The 21,467-nt window shown below is 64.2% G+C and carries 27 protein-coding genes; 17 read left to right on the forward strand and 10 right to left on the reverse strand.

The features are described 5' to 3' along the window. The first annotated feature begins 187 nt into the window (after positions 1-187). The 9 genes from coxB to AC1RQP_RS17020 all read left to right on the forward strand — a co-directional run bounded on the left by coxB (position 188) and on the right by AC1RQP_RS17020 (position 7,287). The gene (gene coxB, locus AC1RQP_RS16980; protein ID WP_061882495.1) at positions 188-1,042 is read left to right on the forward strand and encodes a cytochrome c oxidase subunit II; all 855 of its coding nucleotides are present in this window, start codon (positions 188-190) and stop codon (positions 1,040-1,042) included. 88 nt (positions 1,043-1,130) lie between these two features. Next, entirely contained in the window at positions 1,131-2,756 is a 1,626-nt protein-coding gene (gene ctaD / locus AC1RQP_RS16985) for a cytochrome c oxidase subunit I (protein ID WP_239620454.1), read from the forward strand. Between the two features lie 61 nt (positions 2,757-2,817). Continuing rightward, a complete protein-coding gene (locus AC1RQP_RS16990; RefSeq protein WP_492937787.1) occupies positions 2,818-3,762 on the forward strand; it encodes a heme o synthase in 945 nt (314 codons plus the stop codon). A 7-nt stretch (positions 3,763-3,769) separates the two neighbouring features. Further along, entirely contained in the window at positions 3,770-3,934 is a 165-nt protein-coding gene (locus tag AC1RQP_RS16995; RefSeq protein WP_018644977.1) for a cytochrome c oxidase system small membrane protein, read from the forward strand. Between the two features lie 5 nt (positions 3,935-3,939). Next, entirely contained in the window at positions 3,940-4,584 is a 645-nt protein-coding gene (locus AC1RQP_RS17000) for a cytochrome c oxidase assembly protein (RefSeq protein ID WP_239620457.1), read from the forward strand. Between the two features lie 77 nt (positions 4,585-4,661). Further along, a complete protein-coding gene (locus AC1RQP_RS17005; protein ID WP_197968579.1) occupies positions 4,662-5,558 on the forward strand; it encodes a cytochrome c oxidase subunit 3 in 897 nt (298 codons plus the stop codon). A gap of 96 nt (positions 5,559-5,654) precedes the next feature. After that, the gene (locus tag AC1RQP_RS17010; protein WP_239620458.1) at positions 5,655-6,056 is read left to right on the forward strand and encodes a DUF983 domain-containing protein; all 402 of its coding nucleotides are present in this window, start codon (positions 5,655-5,657) and stop codon (positions 6,054-6,056) included. Next, a complete protein-coding gene (locus AC1RQP_RS17015; RefSeq protein WP_492937789.1) occupies positions 6,053-6,805 on the forward strand; it encodes an SURF1 family protein in 753 nt (250 codons plus the stop codon). The genes AC1RQP_RS17010 and AC1RQP_RS17015 overlap by 4 nt, the downstream gene beginning before the upstream one ends. Positions 6,806-6,921: 116 nt before the next feature. Next, a complete protein-coding gene (locus AC1RQP_RS17020) occupies positions 6,922-7,287 on the forward strand; it encodes a nuclear transport factor 2 family protein (RefSeq protein WP_492937791.1) in 366 nt (121 codons plus the stop codon). A gap of 96 nt (positions 7,288-7,383) precedes the next feature. On the opposite strand, the gene AC1RQP_RS17025 is transcribed toward AC1RQP_RS17020, so the two are convergent. Then, the gene (locus tag AC1RQP_RS17025) at positions 7,384-8,724 is read right to left on the reverse strand and encodes a histidine kinase (RefSeq protein ID WP_492937792.1); all 1,341 of its coding nucleotides are present in this window, start codon (positions 8,722-8,724) and stop codon (positions 7,384-7,386) included. A gap of 86 nt (positions 8,725-8,810) precedes the next feature. Here AC1RQP_RS17025 and AC1RQP_RS17030 point away from each other — a divergent pair, with 86 nt between their 5' ends. The 5 genes from AC1RQP_RS17030 (at position 8,811) to AC1RQP_RS17050 (ending at position 14,114) form a co-directional block, all read left to right on the forward strand. After that, the gene (locus tag AC1RQP_RS17030; protein WP_239620462.1) at positions 8,811-9,455 is read left to right on the forward strand and encodes a response regulator transcription factor; all 645 of its coding nucleotides are present in this window, start codon (positions 8,811-8,813) and stop codon (positions 9,453-9,455) included. A gap of 545 nt (positions 9,456-10,000) precedes the next feature. Beyond that, a complete protein-coding gene (gene thrC / locus AC1RQP_RS17035; RefSeq protein ID WP_492937793.1) occupies positions 10,001-11,419 on the forward strand; it encodes a threonine synthase in 1,419 nt (472 codons plus the stop codon). Further along, the gene (locus AC1RQP_RS17040; RefSeq protein WP_239620470.1) at positions 11,416-12,705 is read left to right on the forward strand and encodes a M16 family metallopeptidase; all 1,290 of its coding nucleotides are present in this window, start codon (positions 11,416-11,418) and stop codon (positions 12,703-12,705) included. Before thrC ends, AC1RQP_RS17040 begins: the two co-directional genes overlap by 4 nt. Positions 12,706-12,742: 37 nt before the next feature. Beyond that, positions 12,743-13,330, forward strand: a complete 588-nt coding sequence (locus AC1RQP_RS17045) for a GNAT family N-acetyltransferase (protein ID WP_492937794.1) — start codon at positions 12,743-12,745, stop codon at positions 13,328-13,330. Positions 13,331-13,463: 133 nt separating this feature from the next. Continuing rightward, positions 13,464-14,114, forward strand: a complete 651-nt coding sequence (locus AC1RQP_RS17050) for a hypothetical protein (RefSeq protein ID WP_239620471.1) — start codon at positions 13,464-13,466, stop codon at positions 14,112-14,114. 207 nt (positions 14,115-14,321) lie between these two features. On the opposite strand, the gene AC1RQP_RS17055 is transcribed toward AC1RQP_RS17050, so the two are convergent. From AC1RQP_RS17055 to AC1RQP_RS17075, 5 genes are all read right to left on the reverse strand, one after another. Continuing rightward, complete coding sequence (locus tag AC1RQP_RS17055) at positions 14,322-14,807, reverse strand: F0F1 ATP synthase subunit B family protein (protein WP_061882483.1); 486 nt, start codon at positions 14,805-14,807, stop codon at positions 14,322-14,324. A gap of 5 nt (positions 14,808-14,812) precedes the next feature. Then, complete coding sequence (locus tag AC1RQP_RS17060; protein ID WP_239620473.1) at positions 14,813-15,376, reverse strand: F0F1 ATP synthase subunit B; 564 nt, start codon at positions 15,374-15,376, stop codon at positions 14,813-14,815. Positions 15,377-15,441: 65 nt separating this feature from the next. Further along, positions 15,442-15,672, reverse strand: coding sequence for a F0F1 ATP synthase subunit C (locus AC1RQP_RS17065; protein ID WP_007599451.1), 231 nt, complete (start codon positions 15,670-15,672; stop codon positions 15,442-15,444). A 53-nt stretch (positions 15,673-15,725) separates the two neighbouring features. Next, the gene (locus AC1RQP_RS17070; protein WP_061882481.1) at positions 15,726-16,475 is read right to left on the reverse strand and encodes a F0F1 ATP synthase subunit A; all 750 of its coding nucleotides are present in this window, start codon (positions 16,473-16,475) and stop codon (positions 15,726-15,728) included. A 111-nt stretch (positions 16,476-16,586) separates the two neighbouring features. Beyond that, complete coding sequence (locus AC1RQP_RS17075) at positions 16,587-16,961, reverse strand: AtpZ/AtpI family protein (RefSeq protein WP_239620475.1); 375 nt, start codon at positions 16,959-16,961, stop codon at positions 16,587-16,589. Between the two features lie 75 nt (positions 16,962-17,036). Here AC1RQP_RS17075 and AC1RQP_RS17080 point away from each other — a divergent pair, with 75 nt between their 5' ends. Genes AC1RQP_RS17080 through AC1RQP_RS17090 form a run of 3 tightly spaced genes read left to right on the forward strand, consistent with a single transcriptional unit; the run spans position 17,037 to position 18,318 of the window. Continuing rightward, on the forward strand, positions 17,037-17,279 hold the full coding sequence (locus AC1RQP_RS17080) for a hypothetical protein (RefSeq protein ID WP_492937795.1): 243 nt from the start codon (positions 17,037-17,039) through the stop codon (positions 17,277-17,279). Positions 17,280-17,320: 41 nt separating this feature from the next. Beyond that, positions 17,321-17,836, forward strand: coding sequence for a hypothetical protein (locus tag AC1RQP_RS17085; protein ID WP_028178156.1), 516 nt, complete (start codon positions 17,321-17,323; stop codon positions 17,834-17,836). An 8-nt stretch (positions 17,837-17,844) separates the two neighbouring features. After that, positions 17,845-18,318, forward strand: coding sequence for a secondary thiamine-phosphate synthase enzyme YjbQ (locus AC1RQP_RS17090; RefSeq protein WP_239620484.1), 474 nt, complete (start codon positions 17,845-17,847; stop codon positions 18,316-18,318). 65 nt (positions 18,319-18,383) lie between these two features. On the opposite strand, the gene AC1RQP_RS17095 is transcribed toward AC1RQP_RS17090, so the two are convergent. The 4 genes from AC1RQP_RS17095 to AC1RQP_RS17110 all read right to left on the reverse strand — a co-directional run bounded on the left by AC1RQP_RS17095 (position 18,384) and on the right by AC1RQP_RS17110 (position 21,354). Then, on the reverse strand, positions 18,384-20,009 hold the full coding sequence (locus AC1RQP_RS17095) for an MFS transporter (protein WP_239629534.1): 1,626 nt from the start codon (positions 20,007-20,009) through the stop codon (positions 18,384-18,386). Between the two features lie 243 nt (positions 20,010-20,252). Continuing rightward, complete coding sequence (locus AC1RQP_RS17100) at positions 20,253-20,621, reverse strand: hypothetical protein (protein ID WP_492937796.1); 369 nt, start codon at positions 20,619-20,621, stop codon at positions 20,253-20,255. A 92-nt stretch (positions 20,622-20,713) separates the two neighbouring features. Next, positions 20,714-21,037, reverse strand: a complete 324-nt coding sequence (locus AC1RQP_RS17105; protein WP_239620488.1) for a hypothetical protein — start codon at positions 21,035-21,037, stop codon at positions 20,714-20,716. Continuing rightward, positions 21,034-21,354 (reverse strand): hypothetical protein, encoded by a 321-nt coding sequence (locus AC1RQP_RS17110; RefSeq protein ID WP_492937797.1) that lies wholly within the window; start codon positions 21,352-21,354, stop codon positions 21,034-21,036. Before AC1RQP_RS17110 ends, AC1RQP_RS17105 begins: the two co-directional genes overlap by 4 nt. Between the last annotated feature and the right edge of the window lie 113 nt (positions 21,355-21,467).

Here is a 21,467-nt window from a genome sequence, read left to right on the forward strand (position 1 = left end):
AAGACTGCATTGCGATAGATCAAGAATTATGGTTTGAGAGGCTTGATTTCGCGTTCTAGCGATCTGGCCCCAATTCCTCTTAGAGGTATTCTTGCGTGGCGGTTTGTCGGACTGGCGGATCGAATAAGCGTTTCCCGGAAATAGGGGAATGCACTTGGGGTGATTTCGTAAGGGGAGCGCGAACGGCATGAGGATGTCGATGGGTCGGGTGGGCCGGCAATTGCTGGGATTGGCCACCATCGCCTTGGTGGCGGCTGGCGTCACGCTGGGTACGGGTGGTGCGGCGTTCGCCGAGCTCGGGCAGCCGGCGCCGTGGGAGTGGACGCTGCAGCAGTCCGGTTCCCCGGTGATGGACAATATTGTCTGGTTCCACAATTTCCTGTTCGTGCTGATCACCCTGATCACGCTGTTCGTTCTGGCACTGCTGGTGATCGTGGTCATCAAGTTCAACGCGAAGGCCAATCCGGTGCCGTCGCGGACCACTCACAACACGCTGATCGAGGTGGCCTGGACGCTGGTTCCGGTGCTGATCCTGGTCGGCATCTCGGTGCCGTCGTTCCGGCTTCTGTTCCTCCAGCTCGACATTCCGAAGGCTGACCTGACCGTCAAGGCGACGGGCAAGCAGTGGTACTGGTCCTACGCCTATCCCGACAACGGCAAGTTCGAGTTCGACTCGCTGATGGCCCAGGACAAGCAGCCCCGCCTGCTCGGCGTCGACAACGAGATGGTGGTGCCGGTCAACAAGGTGATTCGGGTCCAGACCACGGGCGCGGACGTCATCCACGCCTTTGCGCTGCCGGCTTTCGGCGTCAAGATCGACGCCATTCCGGGCCGGCTGAACGAGACCTGGTTCAAGGCCACCAAGACCGGCATGTATTACGGCCAGTGCTCGGAATTGTGCGGCAAGGATCACGCCTTCATGCCGATTGCGATCCGCGTGGTCAACGACCAGGAGTTCGCCTCCTGGGTCGAGGCGGCCAAGAAGAAATTTGCGAGCGGCGGCACCAGCACCTACGCCTCCGCGGCCGGCCCGACGCAGTAAGCGCCGGGCGACGGCTCAAGGGGACTGAAAGCGACAAAAAGGGCGGGACCGCATAAGGTCCGCATGGGACGCAAGGCAGGATTTGAAAATGGCAACGAGCGCAGCGGCACACGGCGATCACGCGCAAGACCACGGACATGACGAGCACGCCCATCCGACCGGGTGGCGGCGCTACGTCTACTCGACCAACCACAAGGACATCGGCACGATGTACCTCGTCTTCGCGGTCATCGCCGGCGTCATCGGCGCCCTGATGTCGATCGCGATCCGCGCCGAGCTGATGTACCCGGGCGTGCAGATCTTCCACGAGACGCACACCTACAATGTGTTCGTGACCTCCCACGGCCTGATCATGATCTTCTTCATGGTGATGCCCGCGATGATCGGCGGCTTCGGCAACTGGTTCGTGCCGCTGATGATCGGCGCGCCCGACATGGCGTTCCCGCGCATGAACAACATCTCGTTCTGGCTGCTGCCGGCGTCCTTCGCGCTGCTCCTGATGTCGACCTTCGTCGAGGGCGAGCCGGGCGCCAACGGCGTCGGCGCCGGCTGGACCATGTACGTGCCGCTGTCGAGCTCCGGCCATCCGGGCCCGGCCGTCGACTTCGCGATCCTGTCGCTGCATCTGGCGGGCGCCTCGTCGATCCTCGGTGCCATCAACTTCATCACCACCATCTTCAACATGCGCGCGCCGGGCATGACCCTGCACAAGATGCCGCTGTTCGTGTGGTCGATCCTGGTGACGGTGTTCCTGCTGCTGTTGTCGCTGCCGGTGCTCGCCGGTGCGATCACCATGCTGCTCACCGACCGCAATTTCGGCACGACGTTCTTCGCACCCGACGGCGGCGGCGACCCCGTGCTGTTCCAGCATCTGTTCTGGTTCTTCGGTCACCCCGAGGTGTACATCCTGATCCTGCCCGGCTTCGGCATGATCAGCCAGATCGTCTCGACCTTCTCGCGCAAGCCCGTGTTCGGCTATCTCGGCATGGCCTATGCCATGGTCGCGATCGGCGGCATCGGCTTCGTGGTGTGGGCGCACCACATGTACACGGTCGGCATGTCCTCGGCGACGCAGGCCTACTTCGTCGCGGCCACGATGGTCATCGCCGTTCCGACCGGCGTGAAGATCTTCTCATGGGTCGCCACGATGTGGGGCGGCTCGATCGAATTCCGCGCCCCGATGATCTGGGCGGTGGGCTTCATCTTCCTGTTCACGATCGGCGGCGTCACTGGCGTCGTGCTGGCGAACGCGGGTGTCGATCGCGTGCTCCAGGAAACCTACTACGTCGTCGCGCACTTCCACTACGTGCTGTCGCTCGGTGCGGTGTTCGCGATCTTCGCCGGCTGGTACTACTGGTTCCCGAAGATGTCGGGCTACATGTACAACGAGACTTTGGCCAAGGCGCACTTCTGGGTCACCTTCATCGGTGTCAACCTGGTGTTTTTCCCGCAGCACTTCCTCGGCCTGTCGGGCATGCCGCGCCGCTACGTCGACTATCCCGACGCCTTCGCGGGCTGGAACCTGGTCTCGTCGGTCGGCTCCTACATCTCCGGCTTCGGCGTGCTGATCTTCCTCTACTGCGTGATCGACGCCTTCGCCCGCAAGGTGCCGGCCGGCGACAACCCCTGGGGTGCCGGCGCGACCACGCTGGAGTGGACGCTGCCCTCGCCGCCGCCCTTCCACCAGTTCGAAGTGCTGCCCCGCGTGCAATAGGCAATCTTCCGCGGCGCCCGTGACGGGCGCCGCGGCGCTATAACGAAGCGAGTAGATCTAAGTGTCCGTCCTCGACCAGAACGCCATCGACATCAATCCACGCATCTCAGAAGCGGGGGTTGGCGACTATCTCGCGCTGCTCAAGCCCCGGGTGATGTCGCTGGTGATCTTCACTGCGCTGGTCGGGATGGCGATGGCGCCGGGGCATTTCCATCCCGTGCTGGCGATCACCTCGCTGCTCTGCATCGCGGTCGGTGCCGGCGCCTCCGGGGCCCTCAACATGGCGCTCGAAGGCGACATCGACGCCAAGATGTCGCGCACCGCGAACCGGCCGATCCCGCGCGGCCGCATCACCCGTCCCGAAGCCATGGCGTTCGGCATGACGCTCGCCTTCTTCTCGGTGATGACGCTCGGCATCCTCGTCAACTGGATCGCCGGCGCGCTGCTCGCCTTCACCATCTTCTTCTACGTCGTGATCTATACGATGGGCCTGAAGCGCTGGACCGCGCAGAACATCGTGATCGGCGGCGCGGCCGGCGCGCTGCCGCCGGTGGTGGCCTGGGCTGCGGTGACCGGCACCGTCGACGTCGAGCCGCTGCTGCTGTTCGCCATCATCTTCTTCTGGACCCCGCCGCATTTCTGGGCGCTGGCGCTGTTCCGCTCCGACGACTACGCGCGCGCCGGCATTCCGATGCTGCCCAACGTCGCCGGCCCCGACGCGACCCGCCTCCAGATCCTGCTCTACACCATCGTGCTGATCGCGGTTGCCGCGGCGCCCTGGGCGCTCGGCTATTTCGATGCCGTCTACGGCATCGTCTCGCTGATCCTGGGCGCCGGCATGCTGGTGCTCGCGATCAACGTCTATATGCGCCGCGAACGCAGCCAGTCGCTGCGCGCGACCCGCAAGCTTTTTGCCTTCTCGATCCTGTATCTGTTCGCGCTGTTCGCGACCCTGCTGGCCGAGGTCGTGTACCGGGCGCTTGCTCCGATGGTTGGGGGCGCATGAGGCAGGAATGGCTGACAAACCCGAGCCAGATGGAATCGTCCTCACCGAGGCGCAGAAAAAGAGCCGTCGTCAGCGTTCGATCGCAATCGCGCTCGCGCTCGGCGTGCTGGTGGTGCTGTTCTTCGCCGTCACCATGGTCAAGGGACCGGCAGTGCTAGTGCGGCCGATGTAGGTAACATGGATCACGAGCCGACCATATCGCGGGATCAGAACCGGACGGCCACGAAGGGCCGTCTCGGTGGCCTTGGCCGCGACGCGCTGGTTGCCTCGATCTGCGGCGGCGTGGTCGCGCTGATGGTCGGTGCGTCCTACGCGGCGGTGCCGTTCTACAACTGGTTCTGCCGTGCCACGGGCTTCAACGGCACGACGCAGGTCGCGACCTCTGCGCCGGCCACCGGCCCGATCGCGCGGAGGATATCGGTGCGCTTCGATTCCAACGTCGCGCCCGGCCTTCCATGGAAGTTCGAGCCGGAGCAGAGCGAGATCGAGGTCAATATCGGCCAGGTCGTGACCGTCTTCTACACCGTGACCAATCAGGCCGCGCGCACCACCGCGGGCCAGGCCGCCTACAACGTCGCGCCGCTGACGGTCGGCTCCTATTTCCAGAAGATCAACTGCTTCTGCTTCACCGAGCAGACCATGGCGCCCGGCGAGAAGCGCGAGATGCCGGTCGTGTTCTACGTCGATCCCTCGATCGTCGACGACCACGAGAATGACGGGCTGGGCTCGATCACGCTGTCCTACACGTTCTATCCGGTGCGCGACCCCGTGGTGAAGCCGCTCGCTGCCAGCGAGGACGATAAACGCAAGGGAAATCTTTGACCGCCGGGCTCATGCTCAGGCGGTTGGAAACAAGGGGATAAGTGCCTGACAGGCACGGGATTGAGGAGAGAGACGGAATGGCTACGGCGCACACCAAGCATCACGACTATCACCTGGTCGATCCCTCTCCCTGGCCGGCCGTCGGCTCGCTCTCGGCCTTCATCATGGCGGTCGGCGCGATCGCCTGGATGCACCACATGTTCTCCGCCGCGCCGATCGTGTTCGGCGTCGGCACCGTGGGCGTGCTCTACACCATGGCGAGCTGGTGGGGCGACGTGATCAAGGAAGCCCAGTACAAGGGCGACCACACCCGCGTCGTGCAGCTGCACCACCGCTACGGCATGATCCTGTTCATCGCCTCCGAGGTGATGTTCTTCGTCGCCTGGTTCTGGGCCTATTTCAATGCCGCGCTGTTTCCGGCCGACGCCGTCCATGCCACCCGCGATGCGGTGTTCGGCTGCGGCCTCGGCACGCAGCCCGGCGCCTGCTCTGTCCCCGGCACCTGGCCGCCGAAGGGCATCGAGACTTTCGATCCCTGGCATCTGCCGCTCCTGAACACGCTGATCCTGCTCACCTCCGGCACCACCGTGACCTGGGCGCACCATGCGCTGCTCGAGAACGACCGCCAGGGCCTGAAATACGGCCTGATCCTCACCGTCGTGCTCGGCGCGCTCTTCACCTGCGTGCAGGCCTATGAGTACAGCCACGCGGCGTTCTCCTTCGCCGGCAATGTCTACGGCGCGACCTTCTTCATGGCGACCGGCTTCCACGGTTTCCACGTGCTGGTCGGCACCATCTTCCTGCTGGTCTGCCTGTTCCGCGCCTATGCCGGCCATTTCACGCCGAAGCAGCATCTCGGCTTCGAGTTCGCCGCCTGGTACTGGCACTTCGTCGACGTGGTCTGGCTGTTCCTGTTCCTCTGCATTTACGTCTGGGGACGCGGCGCCGAGACCATGGCCCACGCCGCCCACTAAGTTGCATCGAATCGATCAGAAAGGGCGGCCCCAGGGCCGCCCTTTCGCTTGCCGGCCGCCGAACGTTCGGCGGAAACTGTGATAGGGTCCGCCATCATGAACGACACCGCCGGCCCACCCCAGCCCGAAACCACCGTCCTGCAAAGCGCGATGCGCGGGCTCGCCTGCAAATGCCCACGCTGCGGCCAGGGCAAGCTTTATGCGGGCTTCCTGACGCTCGCGCCTGCGTGCGACCGTTGCGGCCTCGACTACGCCTTCATCGATACCGGCGACGGCCCGGCGATCTTCATCATCATGCTCGCCGGCGCCATCGTGGTCGGCTGCGCGCTGGTCGTCGAGGTCAAGTACCAGCCGCCGTTCTGGCTGCATGCGGCGCTCTGGCTGCCGCTGATCCTCGCCACCACGCTGTTGCCGCTGCGTGCGATGAAATCGCTGCTGATTGCGCTGCAGTTCCACCACAAGGCGGCGCCGGGCCGGTTGGTCGACCGCGCGAAATGAGCGAGCCCGCGCGCAAGGCCCGCGTGGGCGGCTTCGCGCTGTTCACGCTGTTCCTGACGGCTGCGTTCGTCGCGCTCGGTGTCTGGCAGTTGCAGCGCCGGACCGCCAAGCACGAGCTGATCGCGGCACTCACCGAGCGGCTTGCGGCGGCGCCCGTCGCGCTGCCGCCGCCGGCGCTGTGGACCGCGCTGAATCCTGCTCGCGATGAATTCCGCCGCGTCAGCTTCACCGCCACCTACGCGGCCCTGCCCGATGCGATGGTCTATTCCTCCGGCTCCGCGGTGCGCAAGGACGCCTCCGGCCCCGGCACCTGGGCGTTTCTGCCGGCGCGTCTACCCACGGGCGAGACGGTCGTGATCGATGCGGGCTTCGTCGAGAACACGATGCAGGATCGCGGTGTCGAGGATCGCGCGGTGAAGAAGCTCGTCACGGGCCAACCGGTGGCGCTCACCGGCTATCTGCGTTTTCCCGAGGCGCCAGGCTGGCTGACGCCGGCGGAGAATCGCGACAAGCGGCTCTGGTTCGTGCGCGATCACCTGGGAATCGCAAGCGCGCTCGGCTGGGGTACGGTCGCGCCGTTCTATGTCGATCTCGAGCATCCCGCGCCCGCGAATGGCATTCCACGACCGGGACCGCTCGACGTGAATCTGAAGGACGATCACCTGCAATATGCGATGACCTGGTTCACGCTGGCCGGCGCCGTTCTGATCGCCTTCGCCGTATGGGCAAGAGGCCGGCGGCAGGGCTGAGCTTGTTCGGAACCATCTCGCGGGAACCCGGTATCGCCCGGGGTTTATTATTCAGCGCATATTCACGAGTGTGGTCCTAAGCCGCTGGTTATTTCCGCGGCAGACAGGATTGCGGCGTGAGCGATTTCGACCAGATGGGAATTATCGTCGATTGGGTGGACGCCTGCCGGAAGGGCGACCTCACGGCGCTGCTCGATCTCTATGCCGACGACGCCCAGCTCGAATGCGCGTGCAACGGCACGCAGCGATATCAGGGACGGAGCGCGCTCGAAGCCTATTGGCAGCCTCGGCTCAGCGCCTTCGCGTCGGCAGGTTTCGGGCTGGAGGAAATCCATCCGACGCCCCACGGCGTCGATCTCGAATATTCCGTCGCCGGCGCGCTGCGCATTCAGGTCTCGTTTCGTTTCAACCCGGAAGGCAAGATCCGCAGCACAATATGCGAGCCCGCGCGCCAGAACGCGCATGACGGCTGCGTATGCTAGAGCGCGAAGCGGTTGGGATGAATCGTCATCGCAGCCTGGGTTGTCGTTCCAGCATGATCTTTTCGGAAAACCGCTGCGCACTTTTCCGGATCATGCTTAGCCTGCTGACGGCGCGTCCCGCGTCGTCTCGACGGGAAGACGGCAGCGGACGTAAGTTCGCTCATCCACGCGCAACAGGGACAGCGATCCGCTGAGCGCGCGCACGCGCTCATGCATGCCGGTCAAGCCCCGGCCGAAGACGTTGCCCGCAGGAAAGCCGCCGCCGTCGTCGGAGATCTCGATCGCGAGCGTCTCGCCGGCGACGGTCGCCCTTACATGAGCGTTGCTGGCGTTGGCATGGCGCAGCACGTTGGTCAGTGCCTCCTGGATCAGCCGATACACGGTTTGGGCCGCCGGCCCGTCGATCACGTTCAGATCGGCGTCGATCGTGTCCGTCAGGATGATGTGCGGAGCCTGATTGCGAAAGGTCCGGAGCAGCGTCTGCACGCTGGTCGAAAGGCCGAGTTCCTCGATATAGAGCGGCCGCAGCCGGTCGAGGATACGGCGATTGGTCTGCTGGAGCGCCTCGACCGATTGCAGCAGGCTCTGTGCGGAATTGCCGAAATTTCCCGCCGGCGGCGCAGCCTCGGCCAGCGCGATCGTGCCGGCGCGGATGCTGAACAACAGCGGTCCGAGTTCGTCGTGCAATTCGCGGGCGAGATCGCGCCGCTCGTCGTCCTGGAGCGACACCAGCCGGTGCATCAGATCGCGATTGTCCTGGCTCAGTTGCGCCAGCGTTGCAGCCAGCGCATTCGCCTCTTCGCAGCCTTGCCGGATTTCCGGCGGCCCCCCGACCGGAATCGGCCTGGTGTAATCGCCCCGTCGTATCCGCGTGAGACCTTGGCCGAGATCTTGCAAAGGCCGCAGGACGGATCCCGCCAAGACATAGGCGATCGTGCCGGTAAGAACCATCAGCACGGCGACCAGGCTGGTGAGCGCGAGAAAGCCGATCCATTTCTCGAACAGATCGGCCGACATGTCCTGCAGGAATACGATATCGCCGATGCGTCTGCCGTCGATCATCACCGGCGATGCCGCGTCCATGTCGGGGGTGGCGAGAAGGTCGATGAACCATTGCGGCACGCCATGCGGCTTGTGCAGGCCGTCCTTCGGTGACGGCGTGGTACCCGCATCCAAGGCGCGGAATTGGATATCGGAGGAGGTGTCCAAGGAATGGACAAAGGCGTCGAGCGTCCGCCGTGGATTGTCCGATGTGCGCAGCGTGTCGTTGAGCGCGGCGGCGATGGCCTCTGTCGAACGCCGTCTCGGCTCGTTCTCCGCCGCCAGTTGGTCCGTTGCGAATATATGGAGCAGCAAGCCCGCCAGGATCAGCGCCGCCAGAAAGCTGGCGCCGAGCGGAAGAAACAGTTGCGTCCTGAACGAAAGTCGTTGCCACATTAGGCCAATTCTAACGCGCATCGGCGGGATTTACCCTTTCCATTTATTCCCGCCGGTCTATGAGTCGAAAAACAAGAGAGTGCGCGATGCAAGATACCGCCAAGCTGGCGACCAGGGTCCTGATCGTCGACGACCATCCCGTGGTGCTGTCCGGTTGCCGCACCCTGTTCGCGTCCGACCATTCAATTCGCATTGACGAGGCGAGCGACGCCAAATCCGGGCATCGCGCCTATGTCAGCAAGCGGCCCGACGTCACCGTGATCGACATCAGCCTGCCCGATGTCTCCGGCTTCGAGCTCATGCGACGCATCCGCAAGGACGATCCCGATGCCAAGATCATCATGTTCAGCATGAACGACGATCCGGCCTTCGTGGTGCGGGCAGTGGAGCTCGGGGCGCAGGGCTATGTCTCCAAGGGCGACGATCCCCGGATCCTGCTGAAAGCGGTGCGCAAGGTGGTCGCGGGCGACCATTTCATCTCGCCGCAACTCGCCGAGGCCGTGACGTTTTCCGGTGCGGCCATCAAAGCCAATCCGGCCTCGCAGATGACGCCGCGGGAGCTCGAGATCCTTCGCCTGCTTGGACGCGGCGACAAGATCGTCGAGGTCGCCGAGGCGCTCGGCATCTCTTACAAAACCGTGGCCAACACCACATCCCTGCTCAAGCAGAAGCTGGGCGCCAAGAACCACTCCGACCTGATCCGGATCGCAGTGGAAATCGGGATGAACTGACCTTCTGCCAGCGACCGAACCGGCTGCTCCAGGATGCAGCGGTTCGGTCGACGGATCGACGCCGCCGTTTGCCGGGCAATGCATGGGCAACGGGCGGCACCCATCCGCGGACACAATGGGCCGGGCCTGTATTCGTTCCTGCAGCAGAAATTCTTTCGGGAAAAAGTAGCAATCTGAAATAAACCCCCGGCTGCATTGCAGTAGTCGTGCCCGAAACGAGTCGGGAAAAACAGGAACATTTTTCGGCCGGCACGGTTTTGGCCCTTGACGACTTCGTGGCCGGCGACGAATGCTTGCCGGAACGGTTTTGACGGGCGCGACCCTGACGAAGCAAACCGGTCTGCACACAACGACAGACCTTCCAAGAGAAGGGCTGCGGCAATGCCGCAGCCCTTTTTCATTGGGCGATAGGAGGGCCGGAAGCGGTTTCCCGATGCCGCAAAACACTTTATGGTGGCCCAAAGCCTCTGGCTGTTATCAAGTAGTTTCGTAAAATCAAAGGCTTAAGGATCGAGCCTCGGTTCGGCCGGCCTTTGGAGGGCAGTTTGACTCGTTATATCTCGACCCGGGGCGAGGCCCCCGAACTCGGCTTCTGTGACGTGATGCTGACCGGGCTTGCCCGTGACGGGGGCCTATATGTGCCGGCGACCTGGCCACAGCTCCCGACCGAGACGATCGCCGGCTTCTTCGGCCGGCCCTATTGGGAGGTCGCGGTCGACCTGATTCGTCCCTTCGCCGACGGCGAGATTTCGGACGCCGAGCTTGGTCGTATGGCGAACGAGGCCTATGCCACCTTCCGCCATCCCGCGGTGGTGCCGCTGCGCCAGATGTCGCCGCACCAGTTCGTGCTGGAGCTGTTCCACGGCCCGACGCTCGCCTTCAAGGACGTCGCGATGCAGCTGATCTCGCGGCTGATGGACCATGTGCTCGCCAAGCGCGGCCAGCGCACCACCATCGTGGTCGCCACCTCCGGCGATACCGGCGGCGCCGCGGTCGAAGCCTTTGCGGGACTCGAGAATGTCGATCTCATCGTGCTGTTTCCGCACGGCCGCATCTCCGAGGTGCAGCGGCGGATGATGACGTCGACGGGCGCGGCCAACGTCCATGCGCTCGCCATCGAGGGCACCTTCGACGATTGCCAGGCGATCGTGAAGGGGATGTTCAACAACCATCGCTTCCGCGATGCGACCTCGCTGTCCGGCGTGAATTCCATCAACTGGGCGCGCATCGTCGCCCAGGTGGTCTACTATTTCACCTCCGCCGTTGCCGTTGGGGCGCCGGCGCGCGCGGTCGATTTCGTCGTGCCGACAGGCAATTTCGGCGACATCTTCGCCGGCTACGTCGCCAAGCGCATGGGGCTGCCGGTGCGGACCCTGCGCATCGCCGCCAACGTCAACGACATCCTGGCGCGGACGCTGAAGACCGGAATCTACGAGGTGCGCGAGGTGCACGCGACGGCGTCGCCGTCGATGGACATCCAGATCTCGTCCAATTTCGAGCGGTTGCTGTTCGAGGCGAGCCGGCGCGATGCAGCAGGCGTGCGCCGTCTGATGGAGTCGCTGAAGCAGTCCGGACGTTTCGTGCTGCCCGACGCGACGCTCGCCGCGATCCGCGAGGAGTTCGATGCAGGGCGCGCCGACGAGACCGAGACTGCGGCTGCGATCCGCGCCGCCTGGCGCGAAGCAGGCGAACTGGTCGATCCCCATACGGCGGTGGCGCTTGCCGTCGCGGACCGCGATACCACCGACACGAGGGTGCCGAGCATCGTGCTCTCCACCGCCCATCCGGCCAAATTCCCCGACGCTGTGGAGGCGGCCTGCGGCCAGCGGCCGCAATTACCGGCCTGGCTCGACGGCTTGATGACCAAATCCGAACACATGAGGGTGATGAAGAACGATCAGGCCGAGGTCGAGCGGTTCGTGCTGTCGGTCAGCCGCGCCGCAAAGCAAGGAGTTGCCGGATGAGCGTCGAGATGACCAAACTTGCCTCCGGCCTGACCGTCGTCACCGACGAGATGCCCCATCTCGAGACTGCGGCGCTCGGCGTCTGGGCCGGCGTCGGCGGACGCGACGAGAAGCCGAACGAGCATGGCATCTCGCACCTGCTCGAGCACATGGCGTTCAAGGGCACGACCAAGCGCTCCTCGCGCGAGATCGTCGAGGAGATCGAGGCGGTGGGCGGCGACCTCAATGCCGGCACCTCGACCGAGACCACGTCCTATTACGCGCGGGTGCTGAAGGCCGACGTGCCGCTCGCACTCGACGTGCTCGCCGACATCCTCGCCAATCCCGCCTTCGAGCCCGACGAGCTGGAGCGCGAGAAGAACGTCATCGTGCAGGAGATCGGTGCCGCGCAGGATACGCCCGACGATGTCGTGTTCGAGCACCTGAACGAGCTCTGTTATCCTGACCAGCCGATGGGCCGCTCCCTGCTCGGCACGGCCAAGACGCTGCGCGCCTTCAACCGCGACATGCTGCGCGGCTACCTCTCGACGCATTATCGCGGGCCCGACATGGTGGTGGCGGCCGCCGGCGCGGTCGATCACGGCCAGGTCGTCGCCGAGGTCGAGAGACGCTTTGCCAGCTTCGAAGGGACGCCGGGGCCGAAGCCGCAAACCGCTCAGTTCGGCAAGGGCGGCGCCAAGGTGGTGCATCGCGAGCTCGAGCAGGCGCATCTGACGCTGGCGCTGGAAGGCGTGCCGCAGAGCGACGCGTCGCTGTTCTCGCTCCAGGTCTTCACCAACATCCTCGGCGGCGGAATGTCGTCGCGCCTGTTCCAGGAGGTGCGCGAGAAGCGCGGCCTCTGCTACTCCATCTACACCTTCCACGCACCTTATACCGACACCGGCTTCTTCGGCCTCTACACCGGCACCGACCCGGCCGACGCGCCGGAGATGATGGAGGTCGTGGTCGACATCATGAATGATTCGGTGGAAACGCTGACCGAGGCCGAGATCGCCCGGGCCAAGGCGCAGATGAAGGCGGGCCTGCTGATGGCCCTGGAGAGCTGCTCCTCCCGTGCCGAGCAGCTTGCCCGGCATGTGCTCGCCTATGGGCGGCCGCAGACGGTGCAGGAACTGGTCGCCCGGATCGATGCCGTCAGCATCGAATCGACGAGGGACGCGGCGCGTGCGCTGCTGTCGCGGAGCCGGCCCGCCGTTGTCGCATTGGGCAGTGGCAGGGGTCTGGACACGGCCGTATCTTTTGCGGAAGGATTGACCCGGGCGCGCGCCAAGGCGCGGCTGCATTAGGAGCTGTGCTAGGGAGCCTACCCCGGAAAGCATCACCATGGCCCTCTTTCGCCTGCCATCCAGTGGACCCGCCACCCTCGCCCCGCGCGGCAACGGGCTGCTGCTGCGTGCGCCGCAAATGTCGGACTTCCTGCAATGGGCTCATTTGCGCGAAACCAGCCGCGACTACCTCACGCCCTGGGAGCCGATCTGGCCGTCCGACGATCTCACCCGGTCCGGCTTCCGGCGGCGCCTGCGCCGATATTCCGAGGACATTGCCGCGGACCGCTCCTATCCCTTCCTGATCTTCCGTGAGTTCGACGGCGCCCTGGTCGGCGGCATCACGCTTGCCAATGTCCGGCGCGGCATCGTGCAGGCCGGCACCATCGGCTATTGGGTCGGCCAGCCTCATGCCCATCGCGGCTACATGACTGCCGCGCTGCGGGTGCTGCTGCCGACGCTGTTCGGCGAGCTCAATCTGCACCGGGTCGAGGCCGCCTGCATCCCCACCAATGCACCGTCGATCCGCGTGCTGGAGAAGTGCGGCTTCTCGCGCGAGGGCCTGGCGCGCCGTTATCTCTGCATCAACGGGGTCTGGCAGGATCACCTGCTGTTCGGCCTGCTGCACGAGGATTTCCGCGGCTGAGCTGCCATCCCGTGAGGGCAAGGTCTCCCTGCCTGCCACCTTTTTGCTGCCTTGGGTTCGCCGATTTTGACGATATAACGGCGCGGGCCGGCCGGCGGTTGGGTCCGGATATTGTGATGGAGCATGGGTGTCGATGGTGAAGGAGCTTCGGTCATCGCGGAACGCGTTGCGGCGGGGGACAGCGGCCGCGTTGGCGCTGTCGATTGCGCTCGTGTTCGTCTCGCCGGTGGCGGCCCAATCCTTGAGCGACCGCTTCAAGAGCCTGTTCGGCGGCAAATCGGACGAGCCGGCGCAGCCCAATCCGGCGCCCACGCCCGGCCAGCCAGCCGACGACGAACTCGATTGCCCGCAGGTCACCGTGCGCGCCGGCGCTTCCACCTATGCCGTCGGTGCGAACGGCAAGCAGGCCGTCGGTAACGACATCCGCTTCCAGGCCACGATCACCAAGATGGCGCGCGAATGCGCCCGGAATGGCGGCGACATCACCGCCCGGATCGGAATCCAGGGCCGCGTCATCGCAGGTCCCGCCGGTGCGCCAGCTACGGTCGACGTCCCATTGCGCATCGCGGTGGTGCAGGGCGGCGTCGGCGAGAAGGTGATCGCCTCGAAGGCCTACCGGACCACGGTCGCGATGTCGGAGGGCGGCAGCGTGCCCTTCACCTTTGTCGCCGAGGATCTGAGCTATCCGGTGCCCTCGGCCAAGGATGCCGATTCCTACATCTTCTATGTCGGCTTCGACCCGCAGGCGCTCTCGCCCGAGCCGAAGGCGCGGAAGAAGAAGTAGGCGAGGTGTTGCGGCAATCTCAGCTGTCATTGCCCGCGAAGGCGGGCAATCCAGTATTCCAGAGGGCGAGGTGCTTGAACCGAGAAGCCTCGGCGTACTGGATCACCCGCTTTCGCGGGCGATGACACCCAGTTTGCGGCTGCAGATCGACCAACAAAAAAGCCGGCGCTCATCGCGCCGGCTTTTTGATTGATGAGAGGGTACCCCTCAGTTCAGCTTCTGCCTGACTTCGTTGATGCCCTTGGCGAGCAGGTCGTCGGCGACCTGGCCTCTGACCGACTGCGACAGGATCGTGGAAGCGGCCTGGACAGCGGCTTCCGCGGCTGCGGCGCGGACGTCGGCCAGCGCCTGGGCCTCGGCGAGCGCGATCTTGCTCTCCGCGGTCTTGGTCCGGCGGGCGACGAAGTCTTCCATCTTCGCCTTGGCCTCGGTCGCGATGCGCTCGGCTTCGGCCCTGGCGTTGGCGATGATGTCGGCAGCCTCGCGCTCGGCCGTGGCACTGCGCGACTTGTAGTCGGCGAGCACCTTGGCCGCCTCCTGCTTGAGGCGCGCGGCGTCGTCGAGCTCGGCCTTGATGCGTTCGGCGCGATGATCCAGCGCCGTCATCGCCGTCTTGAAGACCCCGAGATAGCCGAACACGACCATCAGGATCACGAAGGCGACGGCGACCCAAAATTCAGGTTCGAAGAACATCTCGACTAACCCTTCAAGGACGCATCGACCGCGGCATTGACCGACGCGGCGTCCGGAACGACGCCGGTGAGCTGTTGCACGATCTGACCTGCCGCATCGGCCGCGATGCCGCGGACGTTGCTCATGGCGGCGGCGCGGGTCGAGGCGATGGTCTTCTCCGCCCCGGCGAGCTTGGCTGCCAATTGTTCTTCCAGCGCCTTGCGCTCGGCTTCCGCCTGCGCATTCGCCTTGTCGCGGGATTCGTTGCCGATTGCCTGCGCCCGCGTGCGCGCCGCAGCGAGCTCGCTTTCATAGGCCTTCAGCGCAGCGTCGGACTGGTCCTTCAGCTTCTGCGCTTCGGCGAGGTCGCCCTCGATCTTGTTCTGACGCGCCTCGATCGCACCGCCGATGCGCGGCAGGGCGAGCTTGGACACGATCACGTAAAGCAGGACGAAGAAGATCGCGAGCGACACCAGCTGTGAAGCGAAGCTGCTGCTCTCGAACGGCGGAAAACCGCCACCGTGGTGACCACCGTCAGCCTCGGTGTGAGCGCCCGCCGGACCTTTCGCGCCGCCATGACTCTCAGCCATGGAGTTCTCCTGTTGCTGTCACACGCGCCGTTCCAAGGACTGGAACGGCGCGAAAAACGTCGTCCTCAGAGCGGAACGAACAGCAGCAGCAGCGCGATCAGCAGCGAGAAGATGCCGAGCGCTTCGGTCACGGCGAAGCCGAAGATCAGGTTGCCGAACTGGCCCTGAGCGGCCGACGGGTTGCGCACGGCTGCGGCGAGGTAGTTGCCGAAGATCACGCCCACGCCGACGCCCGCACCGCCCATGCCGATGCACGCGATGCCCGCGCCGATAAGTTTTGCTGCTGCCGGATCCATTTTAGACTCCTTGGAAGAAAGATGGGGTTGTGGGTGGAAATTCCCCGGACCGCTCAGTGTCCCGGATGAATGGCGTCGTTGAGGTAGATGCAGGTCAGGATCGCGAACACATAGGCCTGGAGGAACGCGACCAGGATTTCCAGCGAGGTCAGCGCGACCGTGAGCGCCAGCGGCAGTACGCCGCCGATCCAGCCTATGGCGCCGAGCGAGAAGCCGAGCATGGCGACGAAGCCCGCGAACACCTTCAGCGCGATGTGGCCGGCCAGCATGTTGGCGAAGAGACGAACGCTGTGGGAGACCGGCCGCAGGAAGAACGACAGGATCTCGATGAACATGACCAGCGGCAGGATGTAGATGGGGACGCCGTGGGGAACGAAGATCTTGAAGAATTTCAGGCCGTTCTTGTAGAGGCCGTAGATCAGGACCGTGAAGAACACCAGCAGCGCGAGCGCCGCGGTGACGATCAGATGGCTCGACACCGTGAAGGTGTAGGGGATGATGCCGACCAGGTTCGAGACGCAGATGAACATGAACAGCGAGAAGATCAGCGGGAAGAACTTCATGCCTTCCGCGCCGGCCGTCGAACGGATGGTCGAGGCGACGAATTCGTAGGAGATTTCGGCGACCGACTGCAGGCGCCCGGGAACCAGCTGCGTGCCACTGGCAAGCATCAGGAGCGAGATGATCGCCACCGCCACCAGCATGTAGAGCGATGAATTGGTGAAGGCGATCGTGTGATTGCCGATGTGGCCCAGGGTGAAGAGAGGCTCGATGTTGAACTGGTGGATCGGATCGATTTTCATCAGCGCGGCATCTCTTGGTCTGCCGGGCAATGCCGGCGGGTCTCGGTCTGCCGGCCGGGCCGGCCCGTACCGGCGAGGCCGGCACGATCATTCCTCTCCTGGTGGGATCCGCTAGGAATCGCCGCGCCTGTTTTGACCCGCGCCCGCCGTTCTCACCACATTCACCACGCCAGCCACGAAGCCCAGCAGCAGGAACACGATAAATCCGAAGGGCGACGTCGACAGCAAGCGGTCGAACCCCCAGCCAATCCCCCCTCCGACAGCGACGCCGGCGATCAACTCCGAGGATAACCGGAAACCAAGCGCCATCGCCGAGGCTCTGGCCGCTCTGTCTCCACCGTCACCTGCGGGTTGCTCGGTCTTGGTCCGGCGGTCGCGAAATTCGGACAACCGCTGATCAAGACTTCCGAGCCGTTCGGAAAGCGCGGCTTCCTCGGACGATCTATCGCGATCTCCATCCTCGCCGTGTCCCGTGCCCTGTGTCATGCAACGAAGACCCGAAACGCTGCGGCTGAATGGAAATTGCGCCCGTCACCCTCAAAAGCCGCGCGGACCATACTGATGGCCCATAATCAAGTCAAGCCAAGTCACGATTGCGTCGCTTTCGGTTATGTATCTGATTTGTTTGATGATATCGGCGTGCGCGGCAGCGCTGCACACAGCGTGACGCCGCACCGCAGCAGGTCTCCTCATGATCGGCGGACGCGGCTGTCCTTTCGCCTCACGGCCTGGATCAAAGAAGCTACCGCGTTCGTTGATTCCAGAGGCCGGTTTTTGGCGGCGGATCGCCTGACGCGGGTGTAGAATTGCACAAAAGCCGCACCAGTGCCGTGGCGGAGAGGGCGATGAGACCAGCGACGTCATCCACAACATCATGGCTTGCGGCGGCCGCCGCGGTGATGGTCGTCAGCGGCGGCCTCGTGGCCGCGCAATCCGCGCCCGACGGCGAAAATGGCCGCTACAGCATGACGCCCATCGCCGAGGGCGTGCTGCGGCTCGACACGCGCACCGGCACGGTATCGACCTGCACCAAGAACGACGCCGGCTGGGCCTGCTACGCGGTGCCCGACGAGCGGACCGCACTCGACGCCGAGATCGGCAGGCTCCAGGCCGAGGTCGAGAGGCTGAAGGGACAGCTCGCGGCGGGGCCGACTGTGTCGGGCAAGATCGACGAGGCGCTGCCGAAATCCGACCAGTTGAAGAAGGCGGAGCCCAAGGCCGCCGAGGGCGAGCGCAAGATCGAGATCCCGCTGCCGAGCGACCAGGACGTCGATCGCGTGATGTCGTTCCTGGAAAAGGCCTGGCGGCGGCTGATCGACATGGCCAACCGCGTGCAGAAGGACGTGTCGGGCAAGATTTGAGAGTTTGAATGACCTCCGAGAAACAGCTGACGCGTTCGGTGCCATCGACCGTGCAGGCCACGGCCATCGGTACCGCCCTGTTGACGGTGCCGACGCCCGGGCGAACCTTCGTCGATCTCACCGCGGAAGCGACGAAATTCATCAAGGACGTTCACGCGCGCGACGGCGCGTTGACGCTGTTCATCCGCCACACCTCGGCCTCGCTGACGATTCAGGAGAACGCCGATCCCTCCGTGCTGGTCGATCTCACCACGGCACTGTCACGGCTCGCACCGGAGAACGCCGGCTGGACCCATGACACCGAGGGGCCCGACGACATGCCCGCGCACATCAAGACCATGCTGACGCAGACTTCGCTTCATGTGCCGGTCCTGAACGGGAAGCTCGCGCTCGGCACCTGGCAGGCGATCTATCTGGTCGAGCATCGCAGCCGCCCGCACCGCCGCGAGGTCGTGCTGCAATTCATCGGCAGCAATCAGTAAGCGCACAAGACAAAACCGGCCGCGGGGAGTCCGCGGCCGGTTCGTGTTGTCGATTACTGCTTCGATCAGGTCGCCTTGATGTCGACGTCCTTGGTCTCGGGCAGGAAGAAGAAACCGATCACGACGGTGATGGACGCGAAGATGATCGGGTACCAGAGGCCGGCATAGATGTCGCCGGTCGAGGCCACGATGGCGAAGGCGGTCGCCGGCAAGAGGCCGCCGAACCAGCCGTTGCCGATGTGGTAGGGCAGCGACATCGAGGTGTAGCGGATGCGGGTCGGGAACAGTTCGACCAGCATTGCTGCAATCGGGCCGTACACCATGGTGACGAACAGCACCAGGATGAACAGCAGGCCGATGATCGCCGCCACCTGCGGGCGGAAGATGTCGAGCGGATGCGACATCTTCACGATGCCGGCGTCGCCCGCCTTCGGATAGCCCGCCGCCTGCACCGCGGCGAGAACCGCCGGGTTGCTGTCCTTGGCGTTCGTGTAGGGCAGCTCCTTGCCGTTGATCATGATCTTCACGCCGGAGCCGGCGGGACCGGATGTCGTCGAGTACTTGACCGACGACTGCGACAGGAAGGCGCGCGCGGTGTCGCAAGGTGCGGTGAAGACGCGGGTGCCGACCGGGTTGAACAGGTCGCCGCAGCCTGCGGGATCGGCCACCACCTCGACCTTGGTCTGCTCGATGGCCTTCTCCAGCGCCGGGTTGGCGTTGGTGGTGATCATCTTGAAGATCGGGAAGAAGGTCAGCGCCGCGATCAGGCAGCCGCCGAGAATGATCGGCTTGCGGCCGATCTTGTCGGAGAGCATGCCGAATACGATGAAGAAGCCGGTGCCGAGCAGCAGCGACCAGGCGATCAGGAGGTTGGCGGTATAGCCGTCGACCTTCAGGATCGATTGCAGGAAGAACAGCGCGTAGAACTGGCCGGTGTACCAGACCACGCCCTGGCCCATCACGCCGCCGAGCAGGGCGAGCAGCACGAGCTTGCCGTTCTGCCAGTTGCCGAAGGCTTCCGTCAGCGGCGCCTTCGAACCCTTCCCTTCGTCCTTCATCTTCTGGAAGATCGGCGATTCGTTGAGGCGAAGCCGGATCCAGACCGAGACGCCGAGCAGCAGCACCGAGACCAGGAACGGGATGCGCCAGCCCCAGGCCGCGAAGTCCGCTTCGCCGAGCGCGGAACGGGTGAACAGGATCACCAGCAGCGACAGGAACAGGCCGAGCGTCGCCGTGGTCTGGATGAAGGAGGTGTAGTAGCCGCGCTTGCCGTTCGGCGCATGTTCCGCGACGTAGGTCGCGGCACCGCCGTATTCGCCACCGAGCGCCAGACCCTGGGCAAGACGCAAGATGATCAGGATGATCGGTGCCGCGATGCCGATGGTCGCGGCGTTGGGCAGCAGGCCGACGATGAAGGTCGACAGACCCATGATCAGGATGGTGACGAGGAAGGTGTATTTGCGGCCGACGATGTCGCCGATGCGGCCGAACACGATGGCGCCGAAGGGGCGGACCAGGAAGCCGGCGGCGAACGCCAGCAACGCGAAGATGTCGCGGGTTGCGGGCGGATAGGCCGAGAAGAACTGGGCGCCGATGATGCTTGCCAGCGAACCGTAGAGATAGAAGTCGTACCACTCGAACACGGTACCGAGCGAGGAGGCGAGAATGACGAACCGTTCGTCTTTCGTCATGCCGGCGCTGGCAGATGGTGCCGATGTTGCAGTTACTGTCGTCATCCGATTCGCTCCCGCTTGTTTTCTTTTCAAGAACCGATCCGCGCCACATAGGCGCGCCACCAATAGGGAGCGAGCAATTACATGCCTGCCGCGTCCGGCCCAATAGTACTTTCGACGCGAATGGGAGGGACCGCGTAGATACCGGTCAGAAATCACGGAACCGCAGCAACGAAATACCGTGGGGTCTGCAGCCTCAAACTAAAGTCCAAGTACGGAAAAGCCCATCGCGACAATCCACATCACGACGGACACCAGCGCAGACCAGTATGCAAACACCAGATAGGTCTCTCGCATCACCGCTGAGACTGTTTTTTGTGCATGCGGCTGGGGCGGGCGTCGGTCTTTTGGAAGATACAGCCACATCTCGGTGCGGCGGTGGTCTTTGGTCCGCGCCTCCTCTGCCTTCAGGAGAAGCACCAGTGTCATGATCAGGCTCAGAAAGCCCCCCGCCTGAAACGCGGAGCGCGGCAGAAACGAAAGGGCGATCATGACGCAGAATATGGCGAGGGAGGCAAATCCGCACGCGCGCAGGACCGTTTCAAAGGCGATGCGGCGCATTTCTTCCATGAGGAGGGACTCCATCGCCTGGCTCATTGGGATCGAGATGCGGCTTAGGGTAGTCCCTGCGGGGCCTGCCTTCAATGGTTCCCGCCCGCCGTTCAGAGGCCGATGCTGATGAAATTGCCGGCGGCGGGGAGCGCCAGGATAGCCGTGCCGGCCAGCCAGATCCAAAGCGAGACGCCGTTCGACTCCTGTGCGCCGGTGACGCGTTCGTAGATGGCGGCGGGAATGCCGCCCAGGATGACGGTAGCAGTCGAGACCATCAGCGAGGCGAACATCAGCGTCAGCGACATGCTTCCGAACAGAAGAGGGCCTGCGAGCGGCTGGACATAGAGCAAGGCGAAGATCAGCCAAAGCTGGTTGAAGAGGCCGTTGATCATTGCGAAGAAGGCAATACCGATCAGGAAGAAGTTGCGGCTCATGATCCTCCTCCCGCAAGCCGCGGCGCGAGATTGAGCACGAGCAATGTGTAGTGCAGCACGATCCGCAACCAGAACATCCAGACAAAACCGAACAGCCACACGACGGCTGGAGGAACTGCCTTCGGCGTGACGGTTGCAATGGCGGTGAGCACCGGATCGGTGAAGCGGCAGAAGAAGCGCCAGATATAATTCGGCGAGCCGGCGTCGACGAAGAGGCCAAGCAGGAAGCGGCCGAGCATGGTGTACATCAGAGCCGCCAGAACGAAGTTCGGCAGGTGAAAATACCAGTATCTGACGAGCGAGTCGGCAATGTCCAAGATCGGGTCCTCCTCCCGGGCGTCGCTGTGGAAGCAGCATGGTCTTGCGAGGGGCGCTCGCTCCGCCCGGGCCGTCGGACATGCTGCACCAGCCTCCGCACGCAACAATGTCA

Source organism: Bradyrhizobium sp. GW821-FHT13H06, assembly GCF_058803975.1.